Origin of the sequence: Altibacter sp. HG106, from assembly GCF_028561755.1 — a bacterium.
Taxonomy (GTDB): Bacteria; Bacteroidota; Bacteroidia; order Flavobacteriales; family Flavobacteriaceae; genus DFVG01.
This window is the reverse complement of the sequence record NZ_JAQQTD010000004.1, coordinates 381745-396868: the sequence shown is the minus strand read 5'-3', so window position 1 is coordinate 396868 and position 15124 is coordinate 381745. Positions and strand designations below refer to the sequence as shown.

Genomic DNA, 15124 nt, shown 5'->3' with positions numbered 1-15124 from the left:
TTATTTCTTTACAGCACTACAACCGGCCATTGTAGTAATTTTTATTGCTTCGGTAGGCGGTAAGTCTTCATTGCGACGTACCGTTTCCTCTACGACTCTCTTGGTCACTTCTTCGAACGCTTCCTCGGTAGGAGTAGCTGTTTGCAGGGCGGCAGGTCTTCCAACATCGCCTGCTTCCCGAATGCTCTGAACCAATGGAATTTCGCCTAGATAGGGTATTTCAAGATCTTCTGAAAGGTTTTTCGCACCTTCTTTTCCGAAGATATAATACTTGTTATCAGGCAATTCTTCCGGCGTAAAATACGCCATGTTCTCAATAACCCCTAACACAGGCACCTGAATGCTTTCCTGACGGAACATTGCCACTCCTTTGCGCGCATCCGCCAGCGCTACGGTTTGTGGCGTACTCACGATGACCGATCCGGTGATGGGCAGGGACTGCATTATACTCAAATGTATATCTCCCGTACCCGGAGGTAAATCGACCAACATAAAATCAAGTTCTCCCCAGTCGGCATCAAAGATCAATTGATTGAGCGCCTTCGCCGCCATAGGACCACGCCAAATTACCGCCTGATTAGGTTGGGTAAAGAACCCGATTGACAGCACTTTGACCCCGTAGTTCTCAATGGGCTTCATTTTGCTCTTACCATTGACGTTCACAGACAAGGGGCGTTCTGAAAAAACATCGAACATCATAGGAATGGAAGGCCCGTAGATATCGGCATCCAAGACTCCTACCTTAAAGCCCATCTTTGAAAGGGTTACCGCCATATTCGCCGTAACCGTAGATTTCCCTACGCCTCCTTTTCCAGAAGCAACGGCAATAATATTCTTGATGCCCGGAATGGGTTTTCCTTTGATAAGGTTTGCGGTATTCTTTTGAGGTGCCTCCACTTTAATATTTACTTCTACCTGTGCTTCGGCTGAAATTTTTTCTTGGATGGCCTGTTTGATATCTGCCTCCGCCCGCTTCTTAATATGCATCGCCGGCGTGCCGAGTACAACATCAACGATAATTTCATCGGCAAAGGTCACCACGTTCTTTATGGCACCACTTTCTACCATGTTCTTTCCTTCACCCGCTACCGAAATAGTCGCTAATGCCTCTAGTATCTCCTGCTTCTTAAACTTCATAAAACGCTGCCAAAATTTAGATTGATTCTAAAGTACAAATATAGCGGTTAATCTTCGGAAAACGAAGTCCCTCCATTGAAATGATAGATGTATTAATTGATAGAAATTATTTGAAACAATCTATTGAAATTCCTGGGGTAGCCCTTCCGAAGGATCCCAAAAGATGGTCTCAAAATCCTGAATCTGATGTTCGATCACAACGACTCCTTCACTTTCCAATAATTGCTGCATTAGGTTAGTACCCTCAAAGTGATGCTTTCCGGTGAGGAGGCCTTTTCGATTTACTACTCTATGCGCCGGAACATCCTCATGTTTTCCACTGGCGTTCATGGCCCAACCCACCATTCGGGCACTGCCTGCCTGTCCCAAAAATCGGGCGATCGCTCCATAACTGGTGACGCGACCATACGGAATCTCACGCGCTACCCGATACACACGATCAAAAAAAGACGGCTCTTGCTTCATCCAAAAATTTTAAAGGCTGTAATAACAGAAATGATGGCTGTGATCCCGCCAATAATATAGTTCATGTTGACGCCCCAGCGACTTTGATCTTCTTTTCTACGGAAAAACTGTACGTATAGCATCAACATGGCGAAGGTTCCAATTCCGGAAGCAATGACGGTGGCCCACAAGGCTGGCTGTTGAAAAGTAAACCAACCAAATCCAGCAAACGTAATGCTAATATACACCCAGTATGGCAAGGGAAGAAGGTTAAGGGCCCCCAATAGCATGCCGTTGAAAAACCGACTGGTTTTTGACTTTTCGAAGCCCTCTGGAATAGGACGACGCGTATCTTTCGCGATAAAGAAAAAATAGAGCGTGATACAGATAAAAATACCCAGCGCCACTTCTTGTAGGCGATCTACATACTCGGGATGTTGGTCTAACAAACGTGCGAAAAGCAGCGCGACATAGGTTTGAATACAGACCGTGACACACACTCCAATAGAAAAGAGGACGCCTTTCTTACGCCCTTCCTTCATGCTAATCTTCGCCGCAGACATATTGAGAAGTCCGGGAGGAATTACTCCCACGAAGGCTGCTAAAAATCCGATAACGAAATTGAGTACTACCGACATGAATACGTCTTAGAGGGTCATCACAAATGTACTTATTTGAAGCGAAACCGCAGATAGGTAATTTTTTTGTCGGTTTCCAAATACTGTTGTTCGTAAAAGGTTTGTATGCTGGTGACCGCTTTTGGGGAATGAGGATTGCCATACACATCGTGATGCGCATAGTCTATTTCGTACCCTTTCCCTTGTAGTAATCCTAAGGTGTACCCATGCATAAACTCACTGTCTGTCTTGAGGTGAACCGTACCGCCAGGAATCAACACATGCTCGTACTTTTCGAGAAACTCTGGGTTGGTTAATCGATGTTTGGTACGCTTGTACTTGATTTGTGGATCGGGAAAGGTGATCCAAATTTCACTCACTTCATTTTCAGCAAATAAATAGGGGAGCAATTCGATTTGTGTCCGTAAAAAACCCACGTTGTGAAGTCCTTCTTCCAGGGCCGTCTTCGCTCCGCGCCACAGCCGAGCTCCTTTGATATCAATTCCCAAGAAGTTCTTTTCGGGATAGGTCCTTGCCAGGCTCACCGTGTATTCGCCTTTGCCACATCCCAATTCTAAAACGATAGGGTGATCGTTCTTGAAGAATTGTTTCCCCCAATTTCCTTTCAGATCAAAGGTATTTTCGAATACTTCTTCACGCGTTGGCTGAATGACATTTTCAAAGGTCTCATTTTCGCGAAACCGCTTCAATTTATTCTTGCTTCCCACAGAAATAATAGGTTATTAAATTTTAGGTAAAAGTAAGGAAATATTCTAGCGACGCTAGTTTCCGTACCTTTGTTTTTACCCAACAAAAAACCTAACAAATCGCTTGAACACACCAAAAACCATACTCGTTGCTCCACTTCATTGGGGGCTGGGTCACGCCACGCGATGCATCCCTATTATCCGCGCGCTTCTGGAACGAAGGTATCGGGTTGTTTTGGCTTCCGATGGGGAAGCGTTGACCTTGCTTCGGAAGGAATTCCCCGAACTTAAAGCAATTGAATTACCGGCGTATAACATCTCGTATACGAAAAAGGGAGGTTGGTTTAAATTCAAAATGCTGCTGAAGCTACCCCATCTGCGCCGCACGATTAAAGCGGAACGAAAAGTGATCAAGCAGCTCATTTCTTCCGAAGGAATCAACGGCATCATAAGCGACAATAGATTGGGGGTTCGGGACAAACGAGTGCCATCGGTATTCATCACACATCAATTACAGGTGCTTTCCGGTAGTACTTCGTTCGCAACCACAAAAATCCATCAAAAATACATTCGTAAGTTCGATCAATGTTGGGTGCCGGATGCCGCCGGGCCATATAACCTCAGCGGAACCTTAGGACATGTAACAAATCCCTCGTTTCCGGTGATCTATATGGGGCCCTTAAGCCGAATGAAGGCCGAAAAACGCCCACAAAAATACGACTACATTGCGGTACTTTCGGGGCCCGAACCACAACGAACCCTTCTCGAAGAAAAATTGATATCGGTTTTTAAAGATACCGATCACTCGTTGTTGCTGGTGCAGGGAAAGGTAGCCCAGGAACAGGCATTACTCAAAAAGAGCAATATTCGCGTTGTCAATTATTTACAGACCCAAGCGCTCGAAAAGGCAATCAACGAAAGTGCCTGTGTAATTGCGCGTTCGGGCTATACTACCATCATGGATTTGGCATCCTTGCGAAAAGACGCCTTTCTCATTCCCACGCCGGGACAATACGAACAAAAATATCTGGCCAAACAGTTGCGTCAAAAAGGAATGGTTCCTTCCTGTTCTCAAGATAAGTTTTCTTTGAAACAATTGAATCAGGTTGCCGTGTACAAAGGTTTTCATCAGACTTTTCCCGACCCCGATTTCGATGTGTTATTTGGCCTTTTCAAGGGTAAATGAGAATTCGGAGCCAACTTCAAACTGACTTTCTACATAGATCTTTTCGTTATGCGCCTCAACGATGTGCTTTACAATCGACAATCCTAGTCCGCTGCCACCCACTTTACGCGATCCGCTTTTATCCACTCTAAAAAAGCGCTCGAACAGTCGCGGTATGTGTTCTTCTTTAATTCCTTCTCCATTGTCGGATATACGCACGATCACCTTATTTTTAATGAGGTCTTCAATGCTTACTTCAGTAGTGCCCCCGGTCACTCCATATTTGATGGAATTTTCCACCAGATTCGTGAGCACCTGCTGCATCCGCTCTCTATCGGCGTTCACAAAAATGCTGTCTTCATATTCGATGTCGAATGTCAAGGAAATGTTCTTTTTCGCCGCCTTCATTTCCAGGAGATCAAAAACATTTTGCACCAATTCGATAATATTAAAATCTTCTCGGTTGAGATGGAGACCGCCCGCTTCCAACTTGGTGATCATGTCCAGATCTTTGATGATGTAGATGAGGCGTTCTACTCCTTTATTAGCACGCTGTAAGTATTTCTTCCGAACCGCTTTGTCTTTATATGCCCCTTCCAGCAAGGTCAAAATATATCCTTGAACAGTAAAGAGCGGCGTCTTTAGTTCGTGCGAAACATTCCCAATAAATTCTTTTCGGTAGTTCTCCCGAATTTTAAGGGTTTCGATCTCCAGTTTCTTGTTTTCAGCAAAGCGCTCCACCTGCTTGGTAAGCGTTTCCATATCGGTCGTGATCTGTTGCGGAGAAAAGGTGGTGGCATCTAGCAGCTTTACATCGTTGTAGATTTTCTGAATGCGTTTGTAGATGAATTTCTCCACCCGATTCTGGATGATAAAAAAGGAGAAGATATAACTGATGCTAAAAAACAGAAACAGCCACCAATACGACATGGTTCCTTCCACGTAAAAAAAAACACCCATGATGAGTGTTAAGAATAGCGTGATATACGTAGAGGTATAAGCAGCGAACTTATACGTTTTCTTAAAACTTTTTTTGGCCATTTACACGACGAACTTGTATCCTACTCCTTTCACTGTTTTAAAACGGTCGTCTCCTAATTTTTCGCGTAGTTTTCGGATATGAACATCAATGGTTCTACCGCCTACAACGACTTCATTTCCCCAGACGCGATCTAAAATATCTTCACGTTTAAACACTTTTCCAGGCTTGGAGGCCAATAAAGATAGCAATTCAAATTCTTTTCTGGGCAGCACCATTTCTTCTTTTCCCATCACGATTTTGTATTCCTCGCGATTGATGGTTAGGTTGCCCAATTTTATCTTACTCTCTTGCGTATCGCTTTCTTTAAAACGTCGCAGCAATGCCTTCACTTTGCTAACGAGCACTTTTGGCTTGATAGGTTTGGTGATATAATCGTCGGCTCCGGCGTCAAAACCAGCTACTTGCGAGTAATCTTCGCCTCTTGCGGTTAGGAAGGTGATCACGGTTTCGGCAAGCTCAGGAACTTCTCTAATTTTCTCACAGGCTTCGATCCCGTCCATTTCGGGCATCATAACGTCGAGTATGATGAGATGCGGTTTGTGCTTCTTTGCTTTTGAGATCGCCTCCACACCATTGTCGGCTGTAATGACCTCATATCCTTCCGAAGACAGATTATAACCCACAATTTCCAAAATATCCGGTTCGTCATCCACTAAAAGAATCCGCGTGTCTTTTTTCTTCATAAGAACTACTTTTCATGCGAGTCTAAAGATACTATATAAATTCCTTTGGGGTCTGAATTACCTGTTATTGTTAACGATTCGGTAACATACTGGCACCCGATTAACAATCTTGGTACGATTGTGGATGTTATGTTTACGTTAAACACGCATTAGAGTTGATAAAACCTCAACTATTTTGTATTTTTGCACTTTCACAAAATTAAAAAAACAGGAATGAAAAAAATTACTCTTATAGCAGCCTTGTTCGTAAGTGTTGCTTCTTTTGCACAATTTGCAGGCACCAGTTTTGAGGAGCCTGGACTTTTCGGAGTTCAGTACGTGGATACTGGGGATCCTAGCGTGGCGCACGATTTGGTAAACAATACAGATGAGCCATTCGTAGATTTCGCCGCTACAGGTGATGAGATTGGATATGACGCAAGCTATGCGCCTTACGATACTCCCGATGTTGGATTGACCGACGGAGATTTTGTAGGGGTTACCGATTTTCAACCCACCGCTGATGATCCTTACACCGATGGTACACAAGGATACCAGATTAGTGATGTTGATGGAAACTATACGTTAGAATTTGATGTAGTTGACCTAACGGGTGCTACTTCAGCAACGGTTTCTATCGATTATTTCCTTTCGGAAACAGGTTATGAAGGTGATGGAACTGTAAACGAATCTGGCTCTGACCGTCTTCGTATCTATGTTCGCGACCTTACCAACAGCACTGAGATCGACATTTTAGATACCACCGGAAGTGATATCAACGACCTTGGGATCGAAGGAGCATGGATCACCGGAACGGCTACCGTGTTAGCGAACACTGAAGTACAGTTGGTAATCGAAGCGCGCACGAATGCTGGGTCTGAAGCTTTTTTCTTCGACAATGTAGTAGTAGATGCGTCTTTCGGAATCAACGATCAAACAGCAAACAACTTTTCAATTTATCCAAATCCTGCGACGAGCACCATCAACATCACTTCTGCACTTAGCGGTGATATGAACGTTGCAATTTTCGACGTATTAGGAAAGCAAGTAATGAACAACGTGGTTTCTGGTGAGCAGCGCGTGAACATCGAATCTTTAAATAGCGGTGTTTACATTGTACGTGTAACACAAGGAAACGTTACGGAAACTCAAAAATTAGTGGTTCGATAATCACTTTTTAGATACCGGTAAGGAAAAGCCTCTGTTGTTGCAGAGGCTTTTTTTATTTCCTTATTTTTGAAGGGTTCTCTCGATTTGTACCGAATGCAGTATCCTTCCATCTTTTCTATCAAGACCCCTCAACGATTTCAGGAGGCAGCCCTGCGTACGTTTCAGTTCCAGTTTGAACAGGTACCCGTGTACCGAAGATTTTGCGAACTTTTAGGCGTTAAAAAACAGGAGGTTAAAGATATCGATCACATCCCTTTTTTACCTATTGAGCTATTCAAATCGCACCGCATCCATATTGCTTCGGAAGCCCCTCAAATTATCTTCCGAAGCAGCGGAACAACAGGTTCGAGCCCTAGTGAGCATCTGGTAACCGATATTTCCCTTTATGAAGAGAGCTTCAGAACCGCCTTTGCTTCCTTTTACGGCGATCCATCACAATACACCATTCTTGCCCTATTACCCTCGTATTTAGAACGGGGAGACTCTTCCTTGATCTATATGGTTGACCATCTCATTGCAGCGAGTGCTTCGGAACACAGCGGATTTTATTTGAATGACCTTTCTGCCCTAATTGACAAATTAGAATGGTTGGAACGCCAACAAAAACCCACCATTCTCATTGGCGTATCGTATGCTTTACTAGATTTGATTGAACAGAAACAGTTTCAATTACAGCATACGATAGTTATGGAAACCGGCGGCATGAAAGGCCGACGGAAAGAATTGGTGCGAAAAGAGCTCCACGCCCTTTTGAAAAAAGGATTTGGCGTTACCACCATTCATAGTGAATACGGCATGACCGAATTGCTTTCTCAAGCCTATTCTAAAGGGGATGGCATCTTTACCACGCCCCCCTGGATGCGGGTTCGTACTCGAGAAACCGAAGATCCTTTTGCGTACCTTACGCAAAAAACGGGAGGCATTAATGTGATTGATTTAGCCAACCAGAACTCCTGTGCTTTCATTGCAACACAAGACCTGGGGCGGGTTTATGAAAACAACTCGTTTGAGGTTTTAGGGAGGTTTGACCACAGCGATGTGCGCGGTTGTAATTTAATGGTAATGTAATGACGAAACGCCCTAAAGATACTTCCTCAGGATGCATGTGGCCCTTGCTGGTCTGTATTTTTACCTTACTACTGTTTACCGCCTTCCGAGGATTTATCCAGCTCTCCTGGATGCTTGCATTGCCCTTGGCACTCGTATTATCGGTACTTCTCACCCGATTGCTTCTCGGCGCGCCAAGTACCCGCCGCCTTTTCGCGAATGCGGTCATTATTTTGATGGTTTTTGCGGGTGTTTATTGGGGATTTCAACAAATCTTGGGAATCCTGAGAACCTTACATGTTACTCAAAACGAAACCTTTAACGCAGAAGAGGCGGTAGCGCCTTCGCAACTCGTGATCGATAATGATACCATCGTCGTGTATGAGAGTCATCGGTATTGGACCGACAACTATGGAAATAACTATAATGGCTATTTACGCGTACGCGAAGCCGATTATCTGGCATTGAGAAATCATATTGCCAACTATCGTATTCCGCCGGGAAATTTTTGGGGAAACCTATACGATTATATCGATCGCACCGACAGCCCGAAACTAGATCTGTTACTGCAAACGTTTCAGGAAGTAGGAAACACCTACCGTCTCAACCCCAGAGAATTTGCAGAAATGGTGGTAAGCTGCGTACAGGATATTCCGTATTCTTTTGTGTTTGAAGAAGCCTGTTTGCCGCCGCAGCGATACGAATCATCCATTCGCAAAATCCTTTTAGAATGCCCCGAATGTTGCATTGGAAACATTCCCTACGGCATCCAAAATCCGGTTTCCTTTATACAGAATCTGAAAGGAGATTGCGACACGCGAACGGTATTAATTTATTCCATTCTGAAACATTTCAACTATGATGTCGCCATATTGAATAGCGACTTCTATCGGCATTCTATCATCGGTCTCAATCTTCCGGGGAGTGGAAAACATAAAGTTCACAACGGAAAACGCTACTATGTTTGGGAAACCACGGCTCCTTATTTCGAACTTGGTTCTTTACCTTATAATTTTAATGACATTACCCATTGGGATGTGATACTAACCAGTAAATAAAACCTTATGAATACGTCTCTTTTTGTGCTCGCCCTACTAGAAATAGTATTATCCTTGGTCGTTTCGGTGATCATCATCTTTGTATCCTACAAGATTATGAAACGGCTCTTTTTTGCTTCGGAAGATGTAAAAGGTCACAACATGGCCTTTAGTATTTTCACCAGCGGAGTCGTGTTATCGATCGGCATCATCCTCAGTGAAATTTTACCTACGATCACCAACGTAATTCGAGTCGCCACCACCCAACCGGAAGCTGTCGATAGCTTCCAGATCGTTCAATACTCTCTATTGTATTTGGGCATTGGCTTTCTTATAAGCATTTTGATCAATGCCTCGGTATTCTTATTATTCTCCATACTTACCCGAGGCATTAACGAATTTAAGGCCATTCAGCAGAACAATGTAGCGGTGGCCATTCTGGTCACAGCTATTTTGATTAGTATCACCCTGATAATAAAGGATGGCATTTCCTTGTTAATCAGTTCGTTAGTTCCTTATCCTGAAGTTTCAAATTTTCTGTAATATCCTGTAAGGATGAAGGTTGGTAACGGACTAACCCCACATGAAAACACTACAGTTTATTACGGTGGTTGTTAGCCTCGTGTTATCAACGCCCTTAGTTGCCCAAGAAGATCTTGTAAATACCGATGACGGATATGCCGCAGAAGGCTATGACGTGGTAGCGTATTTTGAAGGCGAAGCCGAAAAAGGCAAAAATGACTATAGCGTAACCCATGATGGTGTTAGCTATCGATTTGCGACCAAAGAACGTATGATGACCTTTAAAAAGGAACCTAAAAAATACATCCCTCAATACGGTGGATTTTGCGCCTATGCCATTGCTGATGGAAAGCGCGTGGGGATAAATCCCAAACGCTTTAAAATTCAGGATGGAAGGTTGTATTTGTTCTACGACAGTTGGGGCGCAAACACCTTAAAAAAATGGAATGAAGAAGGCCCTGAGATGCTTCAGAAAAAAGCCGATAAAAACTGGGAAGAAATTACACGAAAACAGAAAATGTAACGTTTCATAATTGGTTGGTTAGTTGATATCCCCCGCATCGTTCGCTTGAATGAGTGGGGGATATTTTATGTTACACCTTCCGAAGTAAGAAATAGTTCTTTTTACCGCGTTGTAAGAGTACATATTGGTCGTTCATCAAGTCTTTGGAAGTAATGGTATATCCTTCGGAAACCTTCTCTTTATTCACTGAAATTGAATTCTCTTTTAAAGCGCGTCTTGCTTCTCCATTCGACTTTAAAAATCCGGTATCTTCCGCTAGTGCCGCAATAATATCGAGTCCGTTTTCAATCGCTTCGGAAGCAATTTCCGCTTGCGGAACCCCATCAAAAACATCTAAAAACGTCGTTTCATCCAACTGTTTTAAGTCGGCTGCCGTCGATTTTCCGAAGAGAATACCCGACGCCTGCACCGCTTTTTCATACTCTTCAGCACCATGAACCGTAGTTGTAACTTCTTCTGCCAAACGCTTTTGAAGCACCCGCATATGTGGCGCTTCCTGATGTTCAGCGACGAGTCCTTCAATGGTTTCGCGATCTAAAAAGGTAAAGATCTTAATATACTTTTCGGCATCTTCATCACTGGTGTTCAACCAATATTGGTAGAATTTATAGGGAGAGGTACGCTTGGCATCCAGCCAGACGTTTCCACCCTCGCTCTTTCCGAATTTACTACCATCACTTTTCGTAATCAAGGGGCAGGTAAGCGCATAGCCTTTGCCGCCTTCGATACGCCGAATCAGTTCGGTTCCGGTGGTAATGTTCCCCCATTGGTCGCTTCCGCCCATTTGCAGCGTACAAGCGTAGTTTTTATACAAATGCATGAAGTCGTATCCTTGCACCAGTTGGTAGGTGAATTCGGTAAACGACATGCCGTCGGTATCCTCGCCTTGAATGCGGTTTTTTACCGAATCTTTGGCCATCATGTAATTGACGGTAATATGTTTTCCGACATCGCGGATAAAGCCCAGAAACGAAAACTCCTTCATCCAGTCGTAATTATTGACCATCACGGCTTGGTTCTCGGTTCCTGAGGAAAAGTCTAGAAATTGCGATAATTGATTGCGTACACATTCTTGGTTATGGCGTAGGGTTTCTTCATCCAACAAATTACGCTCAGAAGATTTCCCCGAAGGATCCCCAATCATTCCCGTGGCACCACCTACCAACGCCACCGGGCGATGCCCGTTGCGTTGAAAAAACGCCAACAACATGATAGGCACTAAATTCCCGATATGCAAGGAGTCGGCAGTAGGGTCAAAGCCCACATAGGCACTTCGCATGGTTTCGAGCAGGTGCTCTTCGGTATCGGGCATGAGGTCGTGGACCATCCCGCGCCATCGTAATTCTTCAACAAAATTGGTGGGCATATCGCTGTTTTTGGCAAAGATACTCAAAAGGAGGCAACCGCAAAAATATTGATGGAAAAAGTATGAAAACCCCTATCTTCACCACATGATATTAGTTACAGGCGCCACGGGTTTGGTGGGTTCTCATTTGTTATACCATCTCCTAGAGAAAGAAGCTTCGGTGATCGCTCTTTTCCGAGAGGGAAGTGATCGAGAACAGGTACGTCAAGTATTTCGGTATTATACGTCAGAAGCAGATGCCTATTTTGATCGTATAGAATGGCGCATGGCTGATATTAATGATGTACCGGCATTGGAAGCAGCGTTTCAGAAGGTGACTCAAGTGTATCATTGTGCAGCCTTGATCAGTTTTGATCCGAAGGATTACAATCTGTTGAAAAAAGTAAATGTCGAAGGCACGGCCAATGTGGTCAATCTTTGTTTGTCGCATCACATACAGAAGCTCTGTTACGTGAGTTCTATTGCCACTTTAGGAACCGCTGTTAAAGGCACTGCTATTTCCGAAGAAACCCATTGGAATTCCGAAGGGGAAAACAGTGTCTACGCCATCGCTAAATACGGCGCCGAAATGGAAGTGTGGCGTGGAAGTCAGGAAGGACTTCAAGTAGTCATCGTAAATCCGGGGGTGATTATCGGGGAAGGTCATTGGGACTCTGCAAGTGCAGCCGTGATTAAAACCGGAACCAGCGGGATCCCCATCTATACTTCGGGAACCCTAGCCCTTGTTGATGTTCAAGATGTGGTTCACGTCATGGTACAATTGATGCACCGCCCCATTTCTCAAGAGCGCTTTTTGCTGGTGGGTGCAACCCTACCCTACCAAGAGCTTCTGTCTTTTACCGCTCAATTGGCGGGCAAAAAACCGCCTCGAATATTTATCGCCCAATGGAAGATGCAACTTATAAGTGCCATCGAAGGCGTATTGCGCTTTATGTTCCGTTGGAAACGCAAACTATCGCCGGCCACGGTACGCAGCATGTATGCCCAAGAAGAATATGATGCTTCCAAAATTAAAGAAACGCTGTCGTTCCGCTTTACCCCTATAAACGAAACGCTACAACGGGTGGTGCGGCGGTATCAGGAATCATCCGATTCTACCGACTGAATCAATTGAACATTTTTTTCTGTAGGCTCTTCTGATTCATTAGTATTTTGTGGAGGTGTGTTTCTTCGACCTCGATTCTGAATGCTGTCTCGCTCGGCAATGTACACACTGTCGGCCACTACTTTCATCGCATTGAGTTTTTGCTCTACCGCCTCGGTAATTTCAATATAGGTATCCAACTGAGAACTGTAATAGGCATTGCTTTGTACGAATTGTGTACTGTCTACCTGATGCTTAGCATATAAAAAGGAATCGAGTTTAATCCCGTTTTGACGTACCTCTCGAATGGCAACACTTTGCGCCGCTGCGCCGAGATAGGTATCTACAAGGATGTCCACCATTTTTTCCTGCGGAATCAAATTGTCTGGTTTTTCGGGACGTTCCACATCCTGACAACCCCAAAGCAGCCAAATTCCTATGAGTATGATAACGCGTTTGATCATCGATTGAAAGTTAAGCGTTCGCCACGACATTCATTCGGAAACTTATGGTTGGCATAGGCCAGTACACCATTTACCCAGGTGTGGGTCACGCGCGACTTAAATACGGTGCCTTCAAACGGAGACCATTTGCATTTGTACAAGGTGTTTTCTCGTGTGACATTCCACGGTGCATTAGGGTCGATCAATACCAAGTCGGCTTTATACCCTCTTCGGATATAGCCACGATCTTTTACATCAAATAGTATAGCCGGGTTGTGAGCCGTTTTCTGAACGATCGTTTCCAAGGGAAGGTCTCCGCGTAAATGCATTTCAAACAAGGCCACCAACGCGTGCTGCACTAGCGGTCCGCCAGACGGGGCTTTGGTGTACACGTTTTCCTTTTCTTCTAAGGTATGCGGAGCATGATCGGTCGCGATCACGTCGATGCGATCGTCTAACAATGCTTTTAGAAGTCCTTTTCGATCTTTAGCTGTTTTTACGGCCGGGTTCCATTTAATTTTGCTTCCCTTCGTTTTATAATCTTCATCAGAGAACCATAGGTGATGGATACAAACCTCGGAGGTGATTTTCTTTTCTGAAAGCGGTACTTTGTTGCTAAACAAATGGGTTTCCTTTTCGGTAGAAAGGTGAAATACATGCAATCGGGCACCCGTTTTCTTTGCGAGTTCGATCGCTTTGGAAGAAGAAATATAGCAGGCTTCTTCGCTTCGGATGATTGGGTGACACTCCATGGGGATGTCATCTCCATATTTCTCTAGGTGTTGTTGAAGGTTCGCCCGTATCGTTCCCTCATCTTCACAATGGGCGGAGATGACCATGTTAGTACTTCGGAAAATTTTCTCCAACACCTCAGGATCGTCTACCAGCATGTTTCCGGTGGAGGAACCTAAAAAGAGTTTGATTCCGGCAACCTCTTTGGGGTCTACCTTAAGGAGTTCCTCAAGATTGTCGTTAGTACCGCCAAACATTAAGGAGTAGTTGGCCCAGGAAGTTTCCGAAGCGGTTTTAAACTTGTCTTCCAAAAGGGCAACGGTAGTCGCTTGCGGAACCGTATTCGGCATTTCGATAAAAGAGGTGATTCCTCCAGCCACTGCCGCCTTACTTTCGGTGGCAATCGTCGCCTTGTGCGTGAGTCCGGGTTCTCTAAAATGCACCTGATCATCAATCATGCCTGGCAACAAATAACAGCCATCGGCGTCAATAACTTCGGTGTCTGATGACTTCACACTGATGGTAGGTCCCACTTCAGCGATTCGATCTTTTTCAATAAGGCAATCTCCCACGAAGATCTTTCCTTCATTGACGATTGTAGCATTCTTTATTAAGTAGCTCTTCATTTAAATTTCATTAAAATCGTGTTTCCCAAACAAGCTTTTCATTTTCATTTTCAGTACGCCAAAGATCGCTTCGGAAATAATTCCTCCACTCATTTTGGACTCTCCGCGCGTCCGATCGGTGAAAATGACCGGCACCTCTACGATCTGAAACTTGGCCAAATATGCCTTAAATTTCATTTCAATTTGAAACGCATATCCCACAAATTGTATTTTATTCAGGTTGATGCGTTCTAATACGGTTCTTCGGTAACACACAAAACCGGCCGTGGTATCATAGATATCCATACGCGTTACCCAGCGCACATATTTAGAGGCCAACCACGATAACAATACTCTGCTCATCGGCCAATTGACCACATTCACCCCCTTAACATAGCGCGAACCGATGGCCATATCGGCCCCGTCTCGATGACATGCGTTGTAGAGGCGAATCAAATCATTGGGGTTATGAGAGAAATCGGCATCCATCTCAAAAATGTATTGATAAGAACGTGCCAAGGCCCATTGAAATCCGGCAATATAGGCTGTTCCTAGCCCTCCCTTTTCTGCTCGCTCTAGTAAGTGTAACGCTTCGGGAAAATCCGTCATAAGCGCACGCACAGCATCGGCAGTACCATCGGGCGAACCGTCATCGACTACCAGCACGTGAAAAGAACGTTGCAGTGAGAAAACATTCCGCAGCAAGCGCTCGATATTCTCAATTTCATTATAGGTGGGTATTACCACGAGGGCACGGGACATACAATACCATAATTTTGAACAAATGTACCCTTTTTTTAACGAACGATTTGTGAAGAAAT

At 44.4% G+C, this 15124-nt stretch carries 17 protein-coding genes; 7 read left to right on the top strand and 10 right to left on the bottom strand.

Features of this window, described 5'->3' with window-relative positions; translation table 11 throughout:
• The 4 genes from PO830_RS09115 to trmB all read right to left on the bottom strand — a co-directional run bounded on the left by PO830_RS09115 (position 1) and on the right by trmB (position 2926).
• Positions 1-1137 (bottom strand): Mrp/NBP35 family ATP-binding protein, encoded by a 1137-nt coding sequence (locus tag PO830_RS09115; protein WP_272853238.1) that lies wholly within the window; start codon positions 1135-1137, stop codon positions 1-3.
• A 120-nt stretch (positions 1138-1257) separates the two neighbouring features.
• Entirely contained in the window at positions 1258-1602 is a 345-nt protein-coding gene (locus tag PO830_RS09110) for an MGMT family protein (protein ID WP_272853237.1), read from the bottom strand.
• Positions 1599-2219 (bottom strand): lysine transporter LysE, encoded by a 621-nt coding sequence (locus tag PO830_RS09105; RefSeq protein WP_272853236.1) that lies wholly within the window; start codon positions 2217-2219, stop codon positions 1599-1601. Before PO830_RS09105 ends, PO830_RS09110 begins: the two co-directional genes overlap by 4 nt.
• A 32-nt stretch (positions 2220-2251) precedes the next feature.
• Positions 2252-2926, bottom strand: a complete 675-nt coding sequence (gene trmB, locus PO830_RS09100) for a tRNA (guanosine(46)-N7)-methyltransferase TrmB (protein ID WP_272853235.1) — start codon at positions 2924-2926, stop codon at positions 2252-2254.
• A gap of 103 nt (positions 2927-3029) precedes the next feature.
• On the opposite strand from trmB, the gene PO830_RS09095 reads away from it, so the two are divergent.
• Positions 3030-4091 carry a glycosyltransferase gene (locus PO830_RS09095; RefSeq protein ID WP_272853234.1) on the top strand — a complete coding sequence of 354 codons (1062 nt, stop codon included), beginning with the start codon at positions 3030-3032 and terminating at the stop codon, positions 4089-4091.
• On the opposite strand, the gene PO830_RS09090 is transcribed toward PO830_RS09095, so the two are convergent.
• Together PO830_RS09090 and PO830_RS09085 are read right to left on the bottom strand one after the other, a co-directional pair.
• Positions 4065-5111 (bottom strand): ATP-binding protein, encoded by a 1047-nt coding sequence (locus PO830_RS09090; protein ID WP_272853233.1) that lies wholly within the window; start codon positions 5109-5111, stop codon positions 4065-4067. The two genes, PO830_RS09095 and PO830_RS09090, sit on opposite strands and share 27 nt — an antisense overlap.
• The gene (locus PO830_RS09085) at positions 5112-5795 is read right to left on the bottom strand and encodes a response regulator transcription factor (protein WP_272853232.1); all 684 of its coding nucleotides are present in this window, start codon (positions 5793-5795) and stop codon (positions 5112-5114) included. It abuts the gene before it with no gap.
• Positions 5796-6008: 213 nt separating this feature from the next.
• Between PO830_RS09085 and PO830_RS09080 the strand changes: the two genes are divergently transcribed.
• From PO830_RS09080 to PO830_RS09060, 5 genes are all read left to right on the top strand, one after another.
• Positions 6009-6944 (top strand): T9SS type A sorting domain-containing protein, encoded by a 936-nt coding sequence (locus PO830_RS09080; protein WP_272853231.1) that lies wholly within the window; start codon positions 6009-6011, stop codon positions 6942-6944.
• Positions 6945-7037: 93 nt separating this feature from the next.
• A complete protein-coding gene (locus PO830_RS09075) occupies positions 7038-8012 on the top strand; it encodes an acyl transferase (RefSeq protein WP_272853230.1) in 975 nt (324 codons plus the stop codon).
• Positions 8012-9049 (top strand): hypothetical protein, encoded by a 1038-nt coding sequence (locus PO830_RS09070; protein WP_272853229.1) that lies wholly within the window; start codon positions 8012-8014, stop codon positions 9047-9049. Before PO830_RS09075 ends, PO830_RS09070 begins: the two co-directional genes overlap by 1 nt.
• A 6-nt stretch (positions 9050-9055) precedes the next feature.
• Positions 9056-9571, top strand: coding sequence for a DUF350 domain-containing protein (locus tag PO830_RS09065; RefSeq protein ID WP_272853228.1), 516 nt, complete (start codon positions 9056-9058; stop codon positions 9569-9571).
• 40 nt (positions 9572-9611) lie between these two features.
• Positions 9612-10073, top strand: a complete 462-nt coding sequence (locus PO830_RS09060) for a YHS domain-containing (seleno)protein (RefSeq protein ID WP_272853227.1) — start codon at positions 9612-9614, stop codon at positions 10071-10073.
• Positions 10074-10143: 70 nt separating this feature from the next.
• Here the strand turns inward: PO830_RS09060 and tyrS are convergent, their stop codons facing one another.
• Positions 10144-11439, bottom strand: coding sequence for a tyrosine--tRNA ligase (gene tyrS, locus PO830_RS09055; RefSeq protein WP_272853226.1), 1296 nt, complete (start codon positions 11437-11439; stop codon positions 10144-10146).
• A gap of 85 nt (positions 11440-11524) precedes the next feature.
• Here tyrS and PO830_RS09050 point away from each other — a divergent pair, with 85 nt between their 5' ends.
• Positions 11525-12544: an NAD-dependent epimerase/dehydratase family protein gene (locus PO830_RS09050; RefSeq protein ID WP_272853225.1), complete on the top strand. Its 1020-nt coding sequence runs from the start codon at positions 11525-11527 to the stop codon at positions 12542-12544.
• Here the strand turns inward: PO830_RS09050 and PO830_RS09045 are convergent.
• The 3 genes from PO830_RS09045 to PO830_RS09035 are packed head-to-tail and all read right to left on the bottom strand — an operon-like array spanning position 12517 to position 15065.
• On the bottom strand, positions 12517-12987 hold the full coding sequence (locus PO830_RS09045; RefSeq protein WP_272853224.1) for a DUF4296 domain-containing protein: 471 nt from the start codon (positions 12985-12987) through the stop codon (positions 12517-12519). The two genes, PO830_RS09050 and PO830_RS09045, sit on opposite strands and share 28 nt — an antisense overlap.
• Positions 12984-14324 carry a dihydroorotase gene (locus PO830_RS09040; protein ID WP_272853223.1) on the bottom strand — a complete coding sequence of 447 codons (1341 nt, stop codon included), beginning with the start codon at positions 14322-14324 and terminating at the stop codon, positions 12984-12986. The genes PO830_RS09045 and PO830_RS09040 overlap by 4 nt, the downstream gene beginning before the upstream one ends.
• Positions 14325-15065, bottom strand: coding sequence for a polyprenol monophosphomannose synthase (locus tag PO830_RS09035; RefSeq protein WP_272853222.1), 741 nt, complete (start codon positions 15063-15065; stop codon positions 14325-14327).
• Positions 15066-15124: the final 59 nt, after the last annotated feature.

Excerpts from the sequence above, each read along its gene's own strand:
- PO830_RS09115 (WP_272853238.1), bottom strand. The coding sequence starts at position 1,137 with ATGAAGTTTAAGAAGCAGGAGATACTAGAGGCATTAGCGACTATTTCG.
- PO830_RS09110 (WP_272853237.1), bottom strand. The coding sequence starts at position 1,602 with ATGAAGCAAGAGCCGTCTTTTTTTGATCGTGTGTATCGGGTAGCGCGT.
- PO830_RS09105 (WP_272853236.1), bottom strand. The coding sequence starts at position 2,219 with ATGTCGGTAGTACTCAATTTCGTTATCGGATTTTTAGCAGCCTTCGTG.
- PO830_RS09090 (WP_272853233.1), bottom strand. The coding sequence starts at position 5,111 with ATGGCCAAAAAAAGTTTTAAGAAAACGTATAAGTTCGCTGCTTATACC.
- PO830_RS09085 (WP_272853232.1), bottom strand. The coding sequence starts at position 5,795 with ATGAAGAAAAAAGACACGCGGATTCTTTTAGTGGATGACGAACCGGAT.
- PO830_RS09080 (WP_272853231.1), top strand. The coding sequence starts at position 6,009 with ATGAAAAAAATTACTCTTATAGCAGCCTTGTTCGTAAGTGTTGCTTCT.
- PO830_RS09075 (WP_272853230.1), top strand. The coding sequence starts at position 7,038 with ATGCAGTATCCTTCCATCTTTTCTATCAAGACCCCTCAACGATTTCAG.
- PO830_RS09070 (WP_272853229.1), top strand. The coding sequence starts at position 8,012 with ATGACGAAACGCCCTAAAGATACTTCCTCAGGATGCATGTGGCCCTTG.
- PO830_RS09065 (WP_272853228.1), top strand. The coding sequence starts at position 9,056 with ATGAATACGTCTCTTTTTGTGCTCGCCCTACTAGAAATAGTATTATCC.
- PO830_RS09060 (WP_272853227.1), top strand. The coding sequence starts at position 9,612 with ATGAAAACACTACAGTTTATTACGGTGGTTGTTAGCCTCGTGTTATCA.
- tyrS (WP_272853226.1), bottom strand. The coding sequence starts at position 11,439 with ATGCCCACCAATTTTGTTGAAGAATTACGATGGCGCGGGATGGTCCAC.
- PO830_RS09050 (WP_272853225.1), top strand. The coding sequence starts at position 11,525 with ATGATATTAGTTACAGGCGCCACGGGTTTGGTGGGTTCTCATTTGTTA.
- PO830_RS09045 (WP_272853224.1), bottom strand. The coding sequence starts at position 12,987 with ATGATCAAACGCGTTATCATACTCATAGGAATTTGGCTGCTTTGGGGT.
- PO830_RS09040 (WP_272853223.1), bottom strand. The coding sequence starts at position 14,324 with ATGAAGAGCTACTTAATAAAGAATGCTACAATCGTCAATGAAGGAAAG.
- PO830_RS09035 (WP_272853222.1), bottom strand. The coding sequence starts at position 15,065 with ATGTCCCGTGCCCTCGTGGTAATACCCACCTATAATGAAATTGAGAAT.